We start from the raw sequence: 18,923 nt of genomic DNA on the forward strand, positions 1-18,923 counted from the left end.
TTCGGCAACGGATGGTGGTCGGCATCAGCGGCGCGTCCGGCTTCATCTACGGCGTGCGCCTGCTGCAATTGCTCGGCGAACTGGACATCGAAAGCCACCTGATCATCAGCCGCGCTGCGTTACTGACCATGGCCCACGAAACCGACTACAAACTGGCCGACATCATCGCCCTGGCCAGCCACTACCACCGTGCCGATGACGTCGCCGCCGGGATCGCCAGTGGCTCGTTCCGCTGCCTGGGCATGGTGGTTGCGCCGTGCTCGATGAGAACGCTGGCAGAGATCGCCACCGGGGCGTCATCCGGGCTGATCGGCCGCGCCGCCGACGTCACCCTCAAAGAACGCCGCACGCTGGTGCTGATGGCCCGCGAAACTCCGCTGACCCTCGCGCACCTGCGCAACATGACTGCCGTCACCGAGATGGGCGCCATCATCGCCCCGCCGGTGCCGGCCTTCTATGCCCGCCCCGATAACCTCGCGCAAATGGTCGACCACAGCCTTGGGCGGGTACTCGACCTGTTCGGCCTCGACGCGGGCACCGCCACACGCTGGAGAGAACCCCCCGGCCCCTGTGGGAGCTGGCTTGCCAGCGATAGCAATAGGTCAGTCGGCATCACTGGTGAATGACACACCGCCATCGCTGGCAAGCCAGCTCCCACAGAAAGCGTCATCACTCATTTCATCGTGCACCGGTTTATCAATACCAAGGAGCTCTCAATGAACACCCCATTCAACGCCCCAACCCCGAACACCAAAATCCCCGTGACCATCCTCACCGGGTTCCTCGGTGCCGGTAAAACCACCCTGCTCAATTACATCCTCAAGGAAAACCACGGCCGCAAAATCGCCGTGATCGAAAACGAGTTTGGCGAAGTCGGTATCGACGGCGACCTGGTGCTGAGCTCGGAAACCGAAGAAATCTACGAGATGGTCAATGGCTGCGTGTGCTGCACCGCCGAGGTTCGCGAGGACCTGGTGCGCATCGTCCGCGAGTTGGTGGCGCGCCCGGTGCGGCTCGACCATATCCTGATCGAGACCAGCGGTCTGGCCGATCCGTACCCGGTGGCGCAGAGCTTTTTCATCAATGACCCGATTGCCGATGAAGTCGAACTCGACGCGATCGTGACCATGGTCGACGCCAAGCACATCGCCCAGCATCTGGAAGATCTGCAACTGGACGGCGTCGACAATCAGGCGGTCGATCAGATTGTCTGTGCCGACCGCATCGTCATCAACAAGGTCGACCTGGTCAGCGCTGAAGAAGTGGAAGCATTGCGCGGCAAGATCCGTGGATTGAATGCCACGGCGGATCTGGTGACGTCCACCCACGCGCAAATCGACCTGACGAAGATCCTCGGCATCGGCGCTTTCGAATGCACGCAAAAACTCATGGAAATCGGCGCTGAACAGCATGACCACCACGAACATGCCCATGAGCACTCTATCGAAGAGCTGGATCACCAACATGACCCGAGCGTGTCGTCGGTGGGTATCGCCGTCGACGGCGCGGTCGATCTGATGGCGTTCCACCGCTGGATCAGCGAACTGCGCTCATCCCAAGCCGACAACCTGTACCGCATGAAAGGCGTGCTGGCGGTGGCTAACGAAGACCAACGCTACGTGCTGCAAGGCGTGCACAGCCTCGTGGAATTCCGGGCGTCGACCGCGTGGGGCACGGAGCCCCGCTCAAGCAAGATCGTGTTCATCGGCCGCGACCTGGATCGTGCGGCGCTGAACCAGGGCTTCGCCGCCTGCCTGGCAGGCTGAACAAGGCATCGGAGCCGGTGAATGGCGGCTTCGCAGCACGAATGACTGATGCCTGTTTTTTGAACAACACAAAACCTGTGGGAGCTGGCTTGCCAGCGATAGCGGACTGTCAGTTGATGAAGAGGGTGACTGATCAACTGCCATCGCTGGCAAGCCAGCTCCCACAGGTTCCACTGTGTTCTCGAGCCAAGCGGCATCAGACGAATACCCCTCTCTACCGCATAAAAACAGCCAGAGGTGTTTCCCCATGTCGTCAGCCACATCCCCATCGCAAAGCGCTTCCACCGTCCATCCCGTCGACCAGGTTCTGCCGGTGCGACAGATGCTCACACTCGGCCTGCAACACATGGCCGTCTCGTACATCGGCGCCATCGCCGTGCCGTTGATTGTCGCCAGTGCCCTGAAAATGTCCCACGCCGAAACAGTGGCGCTGATCAGCACCACGCTGTTCTGTTCCGGTATCGCGACCCTGCTGCAAACCGTCGGTTTCTGGAAATTCGGCGTGCGTTTGCCGATCCTGCAAGGCGTCGCGTTCAGCAGCGTTGGCCCGGTGATCGCCATCGGCAGTAACCCCGATGTGGGCTTTGCCGGCGTTTGCGGGACGGTGATCGGGGCCGGGATTTTCACCATGCTGATCGCGCCCTTCGTAGGTCGATTGCGGCGATTTTTCCCGCCGGTGGTAACCGGCTGCATCGTCACGGTAATCGGTTTGCAGCTGTTCCCGATCGCCTATGAATGGGTCGGCGGCGGGCGCAGTGCGAGCAACTTTGGCGCGCCGGCCTTCCTCGGCGTGGCGGTGGTGGTATTGCTGACGATTCTGCTGGTCAACCGCTATGGCAGCCCGCTGATGCGCAACATGGCGGTGCTGGTGGGCATGCTGGTGGGCGCCGGTCTGGCCTACGGTTTGGGCATGGGCAGTTTTCATAGCGTCGAAGAAGCGCCGTGGCTGACCGTGCCCTATCCGTTCTACTTCGGTCTGCCCACGTTCAGCCTGATCCCCATAGCCACCATGGTGGTGGTGATGATCGTGCAGATGGTCGAGTCAATGGGGCTGTTCGTGGCCATCGGCGACATCGTCGAAAAACCGGTCGAAGACAAACAGGTCATCAACGGCCTGCGCGCCAACGGTCTGGCCAGCACCATCGCCGGGATGTTCGCCGCGTTCCCGTTTATTGCCTTCATGGAAAACGTCGGTCTGGTGATCCTTACCGGCGTGCGCAGCCGTTGGGTGGTCGCGGTCAGTGGCTTGCTGATGTGCTCGGTTGCCTTGGTGCCCAAGGCCGGGGCGATCATCGCGTCGATGCCGACTGCCGCACTCGGCGGTGCCGGTATCGCCATGTTCGGCGTGGTCGCGGCGGCGGGGATTCAGACCCTGGCCAAGGTCGACTACGAGCGCAATCGCTACAACGTGCTGATCGTTGGTTTCACCCTCGCCGCGGCGCTGGTGCCGGTGCTCGCGCCAACCCTCTTCAAACAATTACCCGAGTGGTCGCAGCCGTTCCTGCACAGCAGCGTGGTCATCGCCTGCCTGGTGTCGGTGCTGCTCAACGCCGCGCTGAATGGCGTCAGCGTGCCGCAAACCACCGCCGCCAAATCCGCCTCGCACATCCTTTGACTGGAGCCTGCCCATGACTCAACTTCAGAACATCCTGATCAAGAACCCGGTCGCGGTCATGACCGGCCTGCGCGGCACGCGTGCCCGAGCGGGCGCCGTGGACATCCGCGTGGTCAATGGTCGTATCGCCGAAATGGCTACCGATCTGGCAGCGCAACCCGGCGAACGGGTAATCGATGCGCGCAACTGCGTGGTTTATCCGGGCTGGATCAACACCCACCATCATCTGTTTCAGAACTTGCTCAAAGCAGTGCCCGAAGGTTTGAATCAGGACCTGCAAGGCTGGCTCGCCAGCGTGCCCTACCCGCGTTTGAACCGTTTCACCCCGCAACTGGCGCGGATCGCCGCGCGCCTGGGGATGGTCGAATTACTGTTGTCCGGCGTCACCACGTGCGCTGATCATCATTACCTCTACCACGCCCACGGCAGCACCGAGACCGGCGACTTGCTGTTCGACCTGGCTGATGAATTCGGCCTGCGTTTCGTCCTGTGTCGGGGTGGCGCACTGGAGTCGGCCAGCGCCCATCCGGGTTTCTCGAAAACCGCGTTGCAACCGGAAAGCCTCGACCAGATGGTCGGTGACATCGAGCGGTTGAAGTCGCTGTATCACCAGGACACGCCAGACGCATTGCGCCGCGTCGTGGTTGCGCCCACCACGCCGACCTTCTCGCTGCCGCCCACCCTGCTGCGCGAACTGGCCCACACCGCGCGCGGTCTCGGTCTGCGCCTGCACACGCACCTGTCGGAGACGCAGAATTACGTGAACTTCTGCCGGGAAAAATACAACTGCCTGCCCGTGGAGTTCGTCGCCGAACACGAATGGCTCGGCCCTGACGTCTGGTTTGCCCACGCCGTGCACCTGCAACCCGGCGAAATCCGCATGCTCGCGCAAACCGGCACCGGCATTTCCCACTGCCCGGTGAGCAATGCACGACTGGGCAGTGGCGTCGCCCCGGTGCCGCAGATGTACGAGGCTGGCGTGCCGATCTCCCTTGGCGTCGACGGCGTCGCCTCGAACGAATCCGGGAGCATGGTCGGCGAAGCCAACACAGCATGGCTGATCCACCGCGCCGAACAAGGCGCCTCGGCGACGACAGTAGAAGATGTCATCCACTGGGGTACGGCGGGCGGCGCGCAGGTGCTGGGCCTTGGCGCCGTCGGTACGCTGGAAGTCGGCCAAGCGGCGGATCTGGTGGTCTACGGCCTCGACCACCCACGCTTCTACGGCTTCCACGACAGCGCCGTCGCACCGGTGGTGGCGGGTGAACCGATCACGGTGAAATACAGCCTGGTGGGCGGGCGGATCGTCGTCGATAACGGCGTGATTCCGGGGCTGGATATTGAACGCATGCGCGCCGAGGCATGGGAGGGGGTGCAGGCGATGATGATGGTTGACGACTGATCGAAATCCCCTGTAGGAGCTGCCGGAGGCTGCAATCTTTTGATCTTGTTTTTTAACATCAAGATCAAAAGATCGCAGCCTCAGGCAGCTCCTACACGGTGTACGCATTCGCACGATACGGGTTTGTCGTCTAGGATTATTACCTCATCGGACAGAGCCCCTGCCAGCCACACCGGGCTCTTAATCAAGGAGAGACTGATGATGTCCCGCCGCAACATCGAACAGACCTATCGCACCTGGTCCAGTCCCATCCTGCTGGAACTGAAAAAGCGCGAACACCAAATGAAGCCCGTCGAGCGTCAGGCGCTGGAGAACGTATTGGTGGAAAGAAGATTGCTCGACACTGGCAACCCTGAAGGCACCGAACGTCGCCAGCGCTGAGGGCTTAGGTCAATCCAGTAATCCGGCGCTCTTTAGCAAATCGCCCAATCCCTTCGGCACCAATGGCGCCTGCTCGCTGAAGCTTGAGCTGTCATGCCAGCGCACGGTAAAGGGCGCGCCGTCACTTTCGTGACCTTTGATCTGCGCATGCGTGTACACGCTTGGGTCGGTAAACGACGCGTCGTAGACCTGAACGATCTCGTGTCCCGGTTTGCCGTTATAGATGAACAGGCTTTCAAGCGTGCCGAGCAGGCGCAGGTCCGTTATCGACTGGCCCAACTCTTCCTGCACTTCGCGCACGATCGCTTCGGCGCTGGTCTCGCCGAAATCGATCCCGCCGCCGATGGGCCGAAAGCAGGTTTGCTGACTGACTGGGTCACGAAACTCGTTAACCAGAATTCTGCCGTTGTGCTGAAAAACGCAGAGTGCGAGGGCGCGGATACGCGGTTCGGCCATGGGGGGGTAAATCCATTTACAGGTGTGAGGCGCGGCATTTAAACACGATTCGCGCGGCACACCTGTGGCCGTCATATGAAGCACATCACTTCAGACAGGAGAAATCGTCGCAAGCATGCCAATCAGAACGGTAAGAATCAAAAACCCACCCAGAAAATACGCCATCTTGTTCATGTTGCTCTCCTTAATGCTGAGCTTGCGGTGCACTGGACGCTTCGGGATGAAGGACTGTCGCGAGTGACCGAACTGCGGGGGCAGTTTGATCCTGCATCTGAACCGAATACAGAGGCAGATTGAAACGAAAAAAGCGTATCAGATGAGATCTGATCTGTAAGAGCCCCAATACGATTGTCATAGGGCGGTATTCAAGCAGCGACAACAAGCTTGCCCTGCCGGCGCTTTGATCTAGAGTCCAAGAACAACAAAAATCCAGAGGTGCAAATGACTGATCTGAACCTGCAACCCGGTGCCGCCGAATCCCTGAACCGCTGGCACGAGATGATCCGTACCGGCGACCTGAGCGCCCTGCCCGCGCTACTTGATGCCAACGCCGTGTTTCGCTCGCCGATGGCGCACACGCCTTACCCTGGCGCGCAGGTCGTGGCGATGATTCTCAACACGGTGTTTGAGGTATTCGAGGATTTTGAATATCACCGCGAACTGGCGACGGCTGACGGTTTGAATGTGATTCTGGAGTTCAGTGCCAAGGTGGGCGCGAAGGAACTCAAAGGTATCGACATGATTCGCTTCGATGAGCGCGGCAAGATCGTCGAGTTTGAGGTGATGGTGCGACCACTCGGCGGGCTGCAAGCGCTGGGCGAAGAAATGGGCCGACGCCTCGGTGCCTACTTGGCTGCCGCCAAAGCCTGATACCAACCACAATTCCCTGCAGGCACAAAAAAGCCCACTGACCGTCGCCGGTTCAGTGGGCTTTGTGTGTCAGGGGTCTAGTTACAGAGCCATGTCACGTGCAGCGTTTTCCTTTGGTGCTTCAGCTTTTTCAGCTGCAGGCGCTGCAGGAGCAGCAACCTGACCGATCACTGGAGGCGTCGGCAGCTCGAGGATTTTAGCGGTGTAAGCCCACTCTGCAGCCACTTTGGCTGGATCGCTGTTCAGCTGAGTGCCGTAGCTTGGAACGATCTGGTGCAGCTTGGATTGCCACTCTGGGGTCGCGACTTTGTCTTTGAAGACTTTCTGCAGCACGCTCAGCATGATCGGTGCAGCGGTCGACGCGCCTGGCGATGCGCCCAGCAGGCCGGCGATGGAGCCGTCTTGCGAAGCAACGATTTCGGTGCCCAGTTTCAGCACGCCGCCAGCCGCTTCATCACGCTTGATGATTTGCACGCGTTGGCCGGCCTGCCACAGGCGCCAGTCTTCGGCTTTGGCGTTCGGGAAGTATTCCTTCAGCGCGTCCAGACGGTCTTCATCCGACAGCATCAGTTGACCGGCAAGGTACTCGACCAGCGGGTATTCCTTGATGCCGACCTTGGTCATAGGCCAGATGTTGTGGGTGGTGGTGCTGGTCAGCAGGTCCAGGTACGAGCCTTCCTTCAGGAACTTGGTGCTGAAGGTCGCGAATGGGCCAAACAGAATGACGCGCTTGCCGTCCAGGACACGGGTGTCCAAGTGCGGAACGGACATCGGCGGTGCGCCAACCGAGGCTTTACCGTAGGCCTTGGCCAAGTGCTGCTCGGCGATGGTTGCGTTGTCGGTCACCAGGAACGAGCCGCCAACCGGGAAGCCAGCATATTCCTTGGCTTCTGGAATGCCCGACTTCTGCAGCAGGTGCAGTGCACCGCCGCCCGCGCCGATGAACACGAACTTGGCGTCGGTTTCGGTTTTGGTGCCGTCTTTCAGGTTTTTGTAGCTGACGCGCCAGGTGCCGTCTTCGTTCTTGGTGATGTCCTGCACTTCGCTGGACAGTTTCAAGTCGAAATTAGGCTTGGTCTGCAGGTAACCGGCGAACTGGCGGGTGATTTCGCCGAAGTTCATGTCGGTACCCAGCGGGCTCCAGGTGGCCGCGATTTTCTGGTTCGGGTCACGCCCTTCCATCATCAGCGGGACCCACTTCTTGATCACAGCCGGGTCTTCGGAGTACTGCATGCCGGCGAACAGCGGGCTCGCTTGCAGGGCTTCGTAACGCTTTTTCAGGAACTTGATGTTGTCATCGCCCCACACAAAGCTCATGTGCGGAGTGGTGTTGATGAATGAGCGAGGGTTCTTCAGAACGCCTTGCTGAACCTGCCAGGCCCAGAACTGACGGGAAACCTGGAACGCTTCGTTGATCTCGACGGCTTTCGGGATCGTGACGTTGCCTTTGTCGTCTTCCGGGGTGTAGTTCAGCTCGGCCAGGGCCGAGTGACCGGTACCGGCGTTGTTCCAGCCGTTGGAGCTTTCAAGGGCGACGCCATCAAGGCGCTCGACCATTTCCATCGACCAGGTCGGTTCCAGCTCATTGATCCACACACCCAGGGTGGTGCTCATGATGCCGCCGCCGATCAGCAGTACGTCGACTTTCTTGGCCTCTGCCGCATGAACGGAGGTCAGCCCCATCGACAAAGCCAGCCCTAGCAAGGCCGTGTTCACTTTCTTAAACATCTGTTGCACCTATGATAAAACGCCTTCCGCCCGCCTCTGTTATCTGCATGCGATCCGCTTTGATGACGCTCAGGCTGGCGTCTGGGATTGCGGCACACTTCAATTTTGACGGGTGGGCACACAAGGCCGACATGCCGCATCGACCTCAGTTAATGTCCCTTCTGAACTGACTTCTTATCATTATTGGCTCAGCTACTTGAGCGACAGGGATTCCGTCAGCCCGCCCGTAAGGCAAGCAAACTGAATGAGGTCAAACCAAGTTGGCGCGCAGAATATCACGTCATGGCAAACCCGCGCGTCTGTTCCCGACCTGAGAGTCTTTTTCCGCTCAGGGACTTATCGGCAGCCGGGCGCCGAACATGACCCTGCCGGCACAATCAGCATCGATGTCGACTGGTCCACCGCTATCGCTGGCAAGCCAGCGCCCACAGGGATTGGTGCTGGATGCGGACAGGGTGTCTGGCGCGGATCAGAACTGTGGGAGTGAGCCTGACCGCGATGACGGCCGACAAAGGCTCCACAAATCCACGGTCAACCCTCTCACAACCGAAACCGATCCACCGACTGCGCCAACTGCCCCGCGAGGCTCGACAACTCATCCGTGGTATTCGCCGTTTGACCAATCACTCGGCTATTGCCCTCGGACATCCCCGCAATCATTTCCACCTGATGGGCGATTTCGTTACTGGCCAGGCTCTGCTCTCCGATCGTGCGGGTGATGTCGTTGACCAGTTGCGTGGTGCTCAACGTCGCCTCAAGGATTTCGCGAATCGCCCGCTCGACGTCAGCTGTCACCGCCATGCCCTTGTCGACCTGCGCCACGCCCGCCTCCATGCTGCTGACGGCCTCGCGCGTGCTGTGCTGGATGCGTGCAACCATGGCGGCGATTTCCTGGGTCGATGCACTGGTTCGCGCGGCCAGACTGCGCACTTCATCAGCCACCACCGCAAAGCCCCTGCCCTGCTCGCCCGCCCGGGCCGCTTCGATGGCGGCATTGAGCGCCAGCAGGTTGGTCTGGTCGGCAATGCCCTTGATCACCTGGATGATGTTGAAAATACCTTCGGACTCCTGATCCAGCGTACGAATAACCTGCGCCGACTGTTGCGCCGAACGAGCGATATCGTCCATGTCGCTCACCACCTGATGGATCACCTGGCCACCATTCTTCGCCAGGGACTGCGCCTGATTGGCCATGCCCAAAGCGCGTTCGGCGTGGCGGGTAATGTCCTCGATACTCGCGGTCATCTGGCCGGCGGCCGCGGCCATGGTCCCGGCAGCGGCGCTTTGCTGCTGGCTGCTGTCGGCAACCTGATGACAGCCGTGGCTCAGCTGTTGGCTCATGCCGCTGACGCCTTGGGCATTGCGCCGCACCACATCGATCATGTTGCGCAGGTCGCGCTGCATGGTTGCCAACGTGCGAATCAAGACGCTGGCCTCATCCTTGCCTGAAGGCTCGACGATCGGCTCGCTGAGGTTGCCGTGAGCGATGCTTTCGGCGATACGGCTGGCGGACTTCAACGGCCCCATGATGCTCAGGATCACCGAGCGACCCTGCGCCAGAAGCAATAGCAAACTGGCAACCAATACAACGCCGAGTGCGATATTGGCATTGCGAATCGCCGCTTCAGTGCCTTGGCTGGTTTGCGCTGTATTGCTTTCAATCAATTCACTCAGCGCAGCCATTTGCTCTTCGAGCTGACCAAACACGTTATTGAAACTGCCGAGTTGCTGTTGCGCCGCCTCTGGATTGTCCAGCGCCAGCCCGACAATGCGCTCACCGGCGTCGATATACGTGTCGAGGCTGGGCTTGATCTGCTCCAGCGCCCTGCGCAATGCCGGGTTGATCGGCAGCTTGATGTTCTCCTCAAGCACTTCGCGGAAATGCCCCGCGTGTTCACCAATCGACGCGCGTACTTCGGCCGCCGTGCTGGTGCTTTTACCCAGGCCTACCAGCATCGCCGAGTAGACATCGGCACGCAGGGCGTCGTGCATCATGTCGGCTTCCATGTGGTTGCGCAGCGCGCTCATGCTGACCGCGTTGTCGCTGACGGCCGTAGCCATCCGCAGGTTGCCGACGTAGCTGACCAGGCTGACGATCAATGCCGTCAGTAGACTGGTAACAATCAGCAACACTAAACGCAGTTTGATCGACACGGTGAAATCCTCTCTGGGTACGCTGAAAAAGCCCGTTAGTCCTTCAGTTAAGCCTGTTTGCGCCGTTCTGCTACGCCAGAACGTGTCAGCAGTTGTCAGCGTGCAGACGCAACCCCGACAAAACTTTCGGAATGTGCGACGAGTCTCATTTTGCAACGTAGCCGAATCCAGCGTTCATCGCCCGTTAATGCGCAAAGGTAGTTGATTCGGTGTTCTGAAAATCGTGTAGCAAAAGGAAACGCTTATGAAACGCGCAATCTGGTTGGGTTTGCTCGGCACCTTGGCCATCGGTACCGCTCAGGCGGCAACTGAAAAAGTCACCATCAATCTGGTTAGCGCTGACGGTGCACCCCAGGCAATCGGTGCGGTGACGATCAGCGAGACGCCTTATGGCCTGCTGTTCACACCGGATCTGAAATCCTTGCCGGCCGGCGTTCATGGCTTTCATGTGCATGAAAACGGCAGCTGCGAGGCCGGCATGAAGGACGGCGTCAAAGGTGCTGCACTGGCTGCTGGTGGCCACTTCGATCCACAGAAAACCGGCAAACACCTCGGGCCCTATGCAGACGGTCATCTGGGCGACCTGCCGGCGGTTTACGTGACCGCTGACGGTATCGCCAATTATCCGGTGCTGGCGCCGCGCCTGAAGAAAATCTCCGAGATCAAAGGCCACGCGCTGATGGTTCACGCCGGCGGCGATAACCATGCCGACATGCCCAAACCTCTGGGTGGTGGCGGCGATCGCATGGCGTGCGGCGTCATCTGACCACCCTTCATCAGGCCGGGTGACTCGCGACCGCGTCACCCGCGCCCCCTCAGGGAACTCCCGCCCCTCGCGCCCCTCTCACCTATGTAGTACTTCCCTTTTGCTTCGCGCTTGTGGAGGAATACCGTCATGCGCAAGTTAGTGCTCGTTTCTTCTTTACTCTTATGCCTGCCCGTGGGTACTGCTCTGGCCAGAGTTGATGCCAAAGATGTCGCGACCTCTGCAGGTGTCTCCGCGTCGCTGTATTCGACCTTCAAGGATCACAAAATGGTGATTCCGGCTCGTGACGACTTGTCTGCATTTGTCGCCAGTGGCGGGGCCATTCGTGGGGTTTATCTTGAATCGGTGTTGCAACAGGTTCGTCAGGACAATCCCGGCATCAATGCCAGCGATGAAGACCTGGCCAACGCGATTCTGGTGCATTACGAAGGGTTGAATCAGTAGCTGTCACGGACGAAGCCGCCGATGGACGGCAGCTGAAGGCGCATAGGCAAAATTGTCCGACGGCCTCTATGATGGAGGCCATGACGACTCCTGCGCCAATGCGCTCACCCTGCCCACCTGGCGCCTGCGATTGCGGGCGCGACCTGTTGGTGGAAATGTCAGATGCGGATTTGCGCATCCTGCTGTTGACCCGCGAGCAAGAGAAAGTCCTGCTCGCACGACTGGAAACGCTCAAAGACCTCGCCGATCTCCGGCATCTGCAAAATCGCATGTATGAGCAGTTGGGGATTCGTGTCGACATATCGCCAGGCTTTCACGAAGTCCGCACCATGCTGGGCATCGACATTCAGATCGAGAAAATTCCGGGGCTGTGCCGCAAGACGCGCAAGTCGATACCGGCAGCCATTCGCCGGGGGCTCAGCAATAACCCGCAGATCGCCTTCGAACTGCTCAACGCCCACGACTTGCTGCGCGGTACCTGATCACTTCTTCATGCCCACTCGTTTGCGCATCTCGGCAGTGATGCTCTGGCGGGTTTTCTTCATGTCCGCCCAAGGCTCGTCGCCGACCTCGGTCAGCCGCTCATGGACGTTGTGGATGTTCCACTGATTACCGCCCTTGATCTCGGCCACTTCCTCCCGAAACAGCGGCACCGACACCGGCAGGCCTTCGCGAGTACGCGCCGCATAAGTGCATATGGTCGTGGCCCCGAGGCCATTTCGCAGGTAATCAATGAAGATCTTCCCGACCCGATTTTTCGGCCCGGACACCGCGGAAAAACGATCCGGCAACAGCTTGGCCATATGACTGACAATCGCGTGGCTGAAATCCTTGACCTCGTCCCACCCCAGTTTGCGCGTCAGCGGCACCACCAGGTGAATGCCCTTGCCGCCGCTGGTCTTGAGGAACGCCTTGAGCCCCAGCTCATCCAGCACCGTGAGGGTCAACGCAGTGGCTTCGACCATGCTTTTCCACGGCAGCGCCGGGTCCGGGTCAAGGTCGAGAACGAAGCGATCGGGCTTTTCCAGGTCAACCGTGGTGGCGTTCCAGGTGTGCAGTTCGACAGTGCTCATCTGCACGGCGCCAATCAACGCTTCGGCATTGTTGATCAGCATCACCGGTTGACCGGTAACCTCCTTGTCCAGCGTGGTGATGCCGGGTATCGCCAAGTGCTCGACGTTTTTCTGGAAGAACAGTTCGCCGGCGATGCCATCCGGCGCGCGCACCAAGGCAACCGGGCGATCCTTGAGTTGCGGCAGAATCCATTCGGCGACGCTGGCGTAATACTCGGCCAACTGCATTTTGGTGGTGCCACTGACGGCGTCGATCACTCGATCGGGGTGGGTGATGCGTACTTTGCCATTGGCCAGACCGAGCTGTGAAGGCGCGGTTTCGGCCGGTGCAGGTTTACTCGCAACGGCTTTTTTCGCCGGTTTCTTCGCGGTGGTTTTGCTCTCTGACTTCTTCACGGGCTTGGCTCGCTCCTCAGTGATGTCCTTCGCCGGTTTGTCATCGCGCAAACCATGAAACACCGCGTGGCGCACCGAGCCATCCTTGGTCATTTGCGCAAACGCGACTTCTGCCAGCAACTTCGGCTTGAGCCAGTGCACGCCTTTGGCCTCGAAACCGCTGGGTGGATTGACCACTGCAGCGGTCTTGACCTGCAACGGTTTGAGTTGGGCGAGGATGCTTTTCAGCGTCGTTTCATTGAAACCGGTGCCGACCTTGCCGGCATAGCGCAACTCACCACTGTCGCGGTCATGCAGCCCCAGCAACAATGCGCCAAACGCACTGCGCGCACCTTTTGGGTCGGTGTAGCCGACGATGACGAATTCCTGGCGATGTTTGCACTTGAGCTTGATCCAGTCGCCACTGCGCCGCGACACGTAGGGCGAGCCGAGGCGCTTGCCGATCAGGCCTTCCATTTGCATCTGACACGCGCTGTTGAGCAGCGCATCCGGGGTCTCATCAAAGGCTTCAGAGAACCGCAACAAGGGCTGCTCATGGGCGCCGAGAACCGTGGACAGTGCTGCACGGCGCTCCTCCACCGCGACTTCCCGCAGGTCGACGCCGTTGAGATAGGGCAAGTCGAACAGGTAATACAGGATGTCGGTGCTGCTGCCGGAATCGAAGGCATTTTGCAGCGCCTGAAAATCCGGCACGCCCTGCTCGTTGGCAACCACCATTTCACCGTCGAGCCAGGCCGATTCCAGTCCCAAGGCGGCAAGGGCTTCGGCCTGTTTCGATAACTTGTGCGTCCAGTCATGACCGTTGCGCGTGAACAATTGCACCTGATCATGATCAATCCGCGCCATGATCCGGTAGCCGTCGAACTTGATCTCGTAACTCCACTCGCCTGCCGGGGCGCTGTCGACCAAGGTCGCCAACTCCGGTTTGAGCTGCGCGGGGATCTTCGCTTTGTGTGCGCCGGTCAACGTACCCGAAGCCTTTTTGCGGGTTTTGGGGGCAGGCTTCTCCAGCGGTTTGACCTGCTTGGCCGCAAGCTTCGGTTTGTCGACCAACGTTCGCTCGCTGAGCACGCTGTCCGGCTCCGCCACCAGCACGTCATAGTCGTCCTGCGGGCGGGCGGCGCTGTCCTGATGTTTGATCAGAAACCAGTTTTCCTTTTTGCCCGGCATGTGCGTGCGCACCAGATTCCAGACGCCGGCGAGTTTCTCGCCTTGCAGTTCAAATTTGAGCTTGCCCTTGGCGTAGGCCTTTTGCGGATCTTCCAGCGGAATCCATACGCCGCGATCCCAGACAATCACATCCCCGGCGCCGTAATGCCCTTCAGGAATACTGCCCTCGAACGTCGCATAATCCAGCGGATGGTCTTCGACATGCACTGCCAGGCGTTTGACCTTGGGGTCGAGCGACGGCCCCTTCGGCACCGCCCAACTCTTCAGCGCGCCATCGAGTTCGAGGCGAAAATCGTAATGCAGGTGCGAGGCGTCGTGTTTCTGGATGCAAAACTGCAAGGCGTGATCGCCGGCCGTTTTCTTGCCCGAACGCTTTACTGCCGCCGGTTCAGAGGTTGCCGAGAAATCGCGCATGCTGTTGTAGTCATCGAGGTTCCTGCTCATGGCGCACCTGCCTTGTTTCAGCCAATACGGGTCACGGTCAGGGCGACCACGGCAATCCGGTCGACTCGCTGATAACCGGGGTTCATCAGTTCTTCACCGAACACATCCGGGGCCAGCTCGCGGTACGTCCAGCCAAAGCGCGATTCATCGAGTCGTGGCAATACGGTGTCGAGAAACGGGTCGCGACCATCGACCATCGCCACGCCGGTGTACAGCACCAGGGAACCGCCCGGTGTCAGCCGGTTGAGTGCCTGCTCGACGATGCGCAGCGACAGCCCGGCGCCCAGTGTGCCGCCGCCATGCCGGTAGGCACGTGCGGCCGGATCGGCCATGTACGGCGGGTTGGCAACGATCAAATCGAAATCGCCGTCGACGCCTTGCAGAATATCGCTGTTACACGCTTCGACGTTGGCCACTTCCGCCAGCGCCGCGTTGACTGTGGTCAGGCGCAGCGCGGCGGGGTTGATATCCAGCGCCAGCACTTGCGCTTCGCGGCGGGCACGGGCGATCAGGATCGCGCCGACGCCGGCGCCACAGCCGATGTCGACTGCGCGGTGGATCGGCGCGAAGTTCTGCTGCAAATGTGCGTGAATCAACTGCGCAAAGCGGTAGGTGTCCGGGCCGAAAAAAACCGAGTCGGCGGCATCCGTGGGAAACGCCGAATGCACAAACAACATATCGTCCAGGCTCGACCAGCGCACCCGACTCTTCAGGTGCCCTTCGTACGTGTCGATGACTTGAGCTTCCAGCAGTTGCTGCTGTTCATCGGCGGACAACAAGCCCGGTTCAAAGGGCCGTGACCAGCCAAAGACATCGCGCAAAGAGTCGGCGAACTGACCTTCATCGCGCTGGTTGACCCGCTGGTGGGTCAACGGCGTCGGGGTGGTGAAGCGGTAGCCGTCAGCTTGCAAGCGCCGGCCCAATTGCAGCAGCGCGAGGTCATGGGTGGACAGTTGATCTTCCTGAGTCATTGACGATTTCCTTAAGGCAAACGGGATTTGAGTTCGATGAAGCGGCGGGTCGCGAGCAGACCGGCCGGGTGCGCATGCCGGGCCGGCGCGAGCCATGGGATGAGCGTCGCCATTTGGGCGTGACCATCCTGCCCTTGCAGCGTGTCGTTGAGCTGCTGCACATCGGGGTCCTGTTCAGGCACCTCGATCGGTGTGTTGGCGGGGGCGTGCCGACGTAACGGGGTGGGTTTGTTCGCGGGTTTCCAGTCGCCGGCAATCCAGTCACGCACCAGTTGTTTTTCGTAGGCGCTGAACACACCGAACATGGCCGCGCCATCGCCGTCGATCAACTGCCAGAAGCGGCTGGCCTGCGGGTCTTCGTGGCGTTTGATCCAGCCTTTGTTCTGCAAGGCTTGCAGGAAGCCGGGCAGATGCTCGGGCTCGGCCAGCCACTGGTTGACGGTTTTCCCTTCAAAGCGGCAATAGTCCGAGTGCATGTGCTGAGCGAATGGGCACTTGCGCTCCAGCATCGCCAGCAATTCGCGCTCAAGGTCGAACCCTTCGATGATTGCGCGGCTGCCCTGCCCAAGATCATTGAGCCGATAACCCAGCGAAACCCGACGCATAAAGTCGGCGCGATCAGCCTCAAGTGGCAACAGATCCAGAACGGCCTGCACGGCTTTTTGCGCATGGCCGGTGCTGGCGTTGTCGATGGTCACGTGGAGGGTGAAGTAGTACGGATCAATGCCCAACTCGCTGAGTTCGTAACTGCTGATCAGCAAATGCAGCGGCAGTTGTTCATAGCCGAGGTTGTAGCCGATCACCTCAGGCAGGAAATCATCGCCGCAGGCACCGAGCGCGAGTTGCAGCGCGCCTTGCAGATAGCGGCCGTCTTCCAGGGGGCAGGCATGATCGAGGTCGTGCTCGGCCAGCAGTTTGCGGTAGATCACCACATGGTTTTGCGCCGGATTACCCTCCCCCAGTTCTTCCAGATAGGTGCACAGCAAGCCGCTAAAGCGTGGATCGCGCCAATGCTGCAACAACCCATACAGCCACGCACCATCGACCAGTTTGGTAGGTGCAACCGCTTGCAGAAAGTACAGCGCATGCGCCTTGCTGGTAAAGAATTGCCGCGGCCCACCTGCCTTGCGTTGTTGCAGGTAATCGGCGTATTGGCGGGCAACATCGGCGCAGTGCTCGGCGACCCAGTCGTGCCAGGTCGATGGATCGTGCGGGAGTTCCTCGGGCAACGCCGCGGCGCGTTGCAGTTGTTCGTTCAAGAACGTTTGCGCGAGGCCTCGCGAGTTCTCCTCGCGCAATAGCGCTTCGTAAATGCCACGCAGGTTGCCGGCGGGAGTGATCGCTTGTGCGCGGGCCGGCACAGATTGCAAACGTGTCAGGACAGTCATGGCAATATTCTCGGTCGATTGGTACGGCGCTGTTTCGCGCCTCTACAGCAGCAGAGGGGCTGCGCGTGCCAAAAATTCAATCGACCTCAAAAAAGCCCTGACGGACGGTGTTTATCCTCTGATTTCAGGCTGTTCCATTGGCCTGTTGCTCCAGATGCACCTGCAACTCAGGATCAATCCCCAGCGCCGCCGCCAACTCGTCCAGATAAGTGCGTTCGGCATCCTGCTGGTCGTCCACCAGCATGATGCTGGCCAGGTACATTTCGGCGGCCACAGCCGGGTCGTTGTTTGCGGCTTTTGCGACTTCGGCGGCATTGAGTGGTTTGGCGACTTCAGCGTCCAGCCATTGCTGTAGTTGCGGGTCATCGGTGTGTTTGCCGATTTCGCTGCTTATAAGATGTTTTTCCGTTTCGTCGATGCGCCCGTCCGCCTTGGCCGCTGCGATCAAGGCGCGCAACACCGCGTGGCTGTGCTCTTCGATTTCCGGGCCGGCGAGCAGATTGGCCGTCTGCGGCGTTTGCTGCGCCGCCGTGCTGGCCTGGTTGCGTTGCCAGGCTTGATACGCCTGATAGGCCATCATCCCCAACGATGCAAGCGCCGCATAATTAGTGCCGCCGGAGCGGCTTTGCGTGCCCCCACCCAGTGCGCCGCCCAACCCACCGCCACTGCCGCCGAGAAGCCCGCCGAGCAAGCCTCCCAACCCGCCAAGGCCGCCAGCCGCAGCGCCACCACGTGTGCCTGTAGAATCCGCGCCACCGAGCAAGCCCCCCAGCAATCCACCGAGGCCGCCCAAACCGCCACCGGCCGCCGCCCCCCTTTGCTGACCCGCCGAGCCTTGGCCCCGCAGCAGTTGTTCAAGCAAATCGCTGGTGTTCATGACGTCATCCTCAAGCATTGAAATTTATTGCGTCTGGCAACGATAGACCGCTGCGGGCGTTGCGCCAGCACCGTTTGGCCGATGCCGAAACTGCTAATCTATTTCGCTCGCCTGTTTTTTCGATGGCCAGCTAAGATTCAGGGTGGGTGAACCTTATCCCGGCCCGACCGGTCGATAGCTGCAACCCGAACCGGTTTGCCGGCGCCCTTGCTGTCCAAGGGTAATACCCGGCTGGCATTAATTTCTGGAGAACGCCCCCGTGATATCCACCGTCCACATAGCCAGGCTCAAAGCCTGGGGCGCCCATGGTTTTACCGCGACCGGCGTGGTCACTGCATTTCTGGCCACCCTCGCCCTGCTGGAAAACCAACCCACCCACTGCCTGATGTGGCTGGGTGTGGCGCTGATCGTCGATGGCCTTGACGGCGCACTGGCGCGCAAGGTCAATGTGCAGTCGGTGCTGCCGAGTTTCGACGGCTCGGTCCTTGATCTGGTGATCGATTACCTGACTTACGTGTTCATCCCGGCACTGTTCATCTACCGCTACATTCCGCTGCCGGATTACACACTGTTGCTGACGGTGTCGCTGATTCTGGTGTCGTCACTGTTCTGTTTCTGCAACGTCAACATGAAGAGCAAGGACAACTACTTCGTCGGCTTCCCTGCTGCGTGGAACGTGGTCGCACTGTGCCTCTACATCATCGGCCCTGGGCCATGGATCACTTTTCTGACCGTCATCGGCCTGGCGCTGCTGACCGTGACACGGATGAAGTTCCTGCATCCGTTCCGTGTGCGTCGGTTCATGCCGATCAACATTGCCGTGACGGCGATCTGGCTGCTGTGCAGTCTGTCGCTGGTGCTCAACCATCCGGTGATCAACCCATTGGTGATGGGTTTGTGGTTGCTGATGTCAGCTTACTTTCTGGGGATCTGCATCTGGCGTACGGCGCTGGAATGGTTTGATCGGTCGCAGGTGAAATAAACCTCACCAGATATACTGCAGTCCCTTGTGGGAGCGAGCC

General features: G+C 60.0%; 18 protein-coding genes and 1 pseudogene. 11 read left to right on the top strand and 8 right to left on the bottom strand.

Features of this window, described 5'->3' with window-relative positions:
• The first annotated feature begins 11 nt into the window (after positions 1–11).
• From H8B20_RS14820 to H8B20_RS14840, 5 genes are all read left to right on the top strand, one after another.
• Positions 12–626 carry a UbiX family flavin prenyltransferase gene (locus tag H8B20_RS14820; RefSeq protein WP_210623932.1) on the top strand — a complete coding sequence of 205 codons (615 nt, stop codon included), beginning with the start codon at positions 12–14 and terminating at the stop codon, positions 624–626.
• Positions 627–716: 90 nt separating this feature from the next.
• Entirely contained in the window at positions 717–1,766 is a 1,050-nt protein-coding gene (locus H8B20_RS14825; RefSeq protein ID WP_210623685.1) for a CobW family GTP-binding protein, read from the top strand.
• 247 nt (positions 1,767–2,013) lie between these two features.
• Entirely contained in the window at positions 2,014–3,381 is a 1,368-nt protein-coding gene (locus H8B20_RS14830; protein ID WP_210623686.1) for a nucleobase:cation symporter-2 family protein, read from the top strand.
• Between the two features lie 13 nt (positions 3,382–3,394).
• On the top strand, positions 3,395–4,783 hold the full coding sequence (locus H8B20_RS14835; protein ID WP_210623687.1) for an amidohydrolase family protein: 1,389 nt from the start codon (positions 3,395–3,397) through the stop codon (positions 4,781–4,783).
• A gap of 198 nt (positions 4,784–4,981) precedes the next feature.
• Complete coding sequence (locus H8B20_RS14840; protein WP_042559650.1) at positions 4,982–5,164, top strand: hypothetical protein; 183 nt, start codon at positions 4,982–4,984, stop codon at positions 5,162–5,164.
• 9 nt (positions 5,165–5,173) lie between these two features.
• Here the strand turns inward: H8B20_RS14840 and H8B20_RS14845 are convergent, their stop codons facing one another.
• Positions 5,174–5,620 (bottom strand): NUDIX hydrolase, encoded by a 447-nt coding sequence (locus H8B20_RS14845; protein WP_115147381.1) that lies wholly within the window; start codon positions 5,618–5,620, stop codon positions 5,174–5,176.
• 75 nt (positions 5,621–5,695) lie between these two features.
• Between H8B20_RS14845 and H8B20_RS14850 the strand changes: the two genes are divergently transcribed.
• On the top strand, positions 5,696–5,917 hold the full coding sequence (locus H8B20_RS14850) for a hypothetical protein (RefSeq protein WP_210623688.1): 222 nt from the start codon (positions 5,696–5,698) through the stop codon (positions 5,915–5,917).
• 144 nt (positions 5,918–6,061) lie between these two features.
• Complete coding sequence (locus H8B20_RS14855) at positions 6,062–6,490, top strand: nuclear transport factor 2 family protein (RefSeq protein WP_210623689.1); 429 nt, start codon at positions 6,062–6,064, stop codon at positions 6,488–6,490.
• Between the two features lie 81 nt (positions 6,491–6,571).
• Here H8B20_RS14855 and mqo read toward each other — a convergent pair whose 3' ends face one another.
• The 3 genes and pseudogenes from mqo to H8B20_RS28300 all read right to left on the bottom strand — a co-directional run.
• Entirely contained in the window at positions 6,572–8,218 is a 1,647-nt protein-coding gene (mqo, locus tag H8B20_RS14860; protein ID WP_210623690.1) for a malate dehydrogenase (quinone), read from the bottom strand.
• A 540-nt stretch (positions 8,219–8,758) separates the two neighbouring features.
• Positions 8,759–9,622 (bottom strand): methyl-accepting chemotaxis protein, encoded by an 864-nt coding sequence (locus H8B20_RS28295; RefSeq protein WP_414704601.1) that lies wholly within the window; start codon positions 9,620–9,622, stop codon positions 8,759–8,761.
• Positions 9,617–10,372, bottom strand: a pseudogene (locus H8B20_RS28300) (MCP four helix bundle domain-containing protein); the annotation flags it as partial. The gene H8B20_RS28295 and the pseudogene H8B20_RS28300, both read right to left, overlap by 6 nt.
• A gap of 244 nt (positions 10,373–10,616) precedes the next feature.
• On the opposite strand from H8B20_RS28300, the gene sodC reads away from it, so the two are divergent.
• The 3 genes from sodC to H8B20_RS14880 all read left to right on the top strand — a co-directional run bounded on the left by sodC (position 10,617) and on the right by H8B20_RS14880 (position 12,064).
• Positions 10,617–11,138, top strand: a complete 522-nt coding sequence (gene sodC / locus H8B20_RS14870) for a superoxide dismutase family protein (RefSeq protein WP_042559655.1) — start codon at positions 10,617–10,619, stop codon at positions 11,136–11,138.
• A 129-nt stretch (positions 11,139–11,267) separates the two neighbouring features.
• A complete protein-coding gene (locus tag H8B20_RS14875) occupies positions 11,268–11,582 on the top strand; it encodes a DUF2388 domain-containing protein (RefSeq protein ID WP_042559656.1) in 315 nt (104 codons plus the stop codon).
• A gap of 80 nt (positions 11,583–11,662) precedes the next feature.
• Complete coding sequence (locus H8B20_RS14880; RefSeq protein ID WP_196304164.1) at positions 11,663–12,064, top strand: hypothetical protein; 402 nt, start codon at positions 11,663–11,665, stop codon at positions 12,062–12,064.
• Here the strand turns inward: H8B20_RS14880 and ligD are convergent, their stop codons facing one another.
• From ligD to H8B20_RS14900, 4 genes are all read right to left on the bottom strand, one after another.
• Positions 12,065–14,665 carry a DNA ligase D gene (gene ligD, locus H8B20_RS14885; protein ID WP_210623692.1) on the bottom strand — a complete coding sequence of 867 codons (2,601 nt, stop codon included), beginning with the start codon at positions 14,663–14,665 and terminating at the stop codon, positions 12,065–12,067.
• A gap of 17 nt (positions 14,666–14,682) precedes the next feature.
• Complete coding sequence (locus H8B20_RS14890) at positions 14,683–15,636, bottom strand: methyltransferase (RefSeq protein WP_210623693.1); 954 nt, start codon at positions 15,634–15,636, stop codon at positions 14,683–14,685.
• An 11-nt stretch (positions 15,637–15,647) separates the two neighbouring features.
• Positions 15,648–17,024: an iron-containing redox enzyme family protein gene (locus H8B20_RS14895; RefSeq protein ID WP_210623694.1), complete on the bottom strand. Its 1,377-nt coding sequence runs from the start codon at positions 17,022–17,024 to the stop codon at positions 15,648–15,650.
• A 124-nt stretch (positions 17,025–17,148) separates the two neighbouring features.
• Positions 17,149–17,901, bottom strand: a complete 753-nt coding sequence (locus tag H8B20_RS14900) for a tellurite resistance TerB family protein (RefSeq protein WP_210623695.1) — start codon at positions 17,899–17,901, stop codon at positions 17,149–17,151.
• 259 nt (positions 17,902–18,160) lie between these two features.
• Between H8B20_RS14900 and pcsA the strand changes: the two genes are divergently transcribed.
• Positions 18,161–18,883 (top strand): phosphatidylcholine synthase, encoded by a 723-nt coding sequence (gene pcsA / locus H8B20_RS14905; protein WP_042559811.1) that lies wholly within the window; start codon positions 18,161–18,163, stop codon positions 18,881–18,883.
• Positions 18,884–18,923: the final 40 nt, after the last annotated feature.

It is taken from the genome of Pseudomonas sp. P42, from assembly GCF_017973755.1.
GTDB lineage: Bacteria > Pseudomonadota > Gammaproteobacteria > Pseudomonadales > Pseudomonadaceae > Aquipseudomonas > Aquipseudomonas iridis.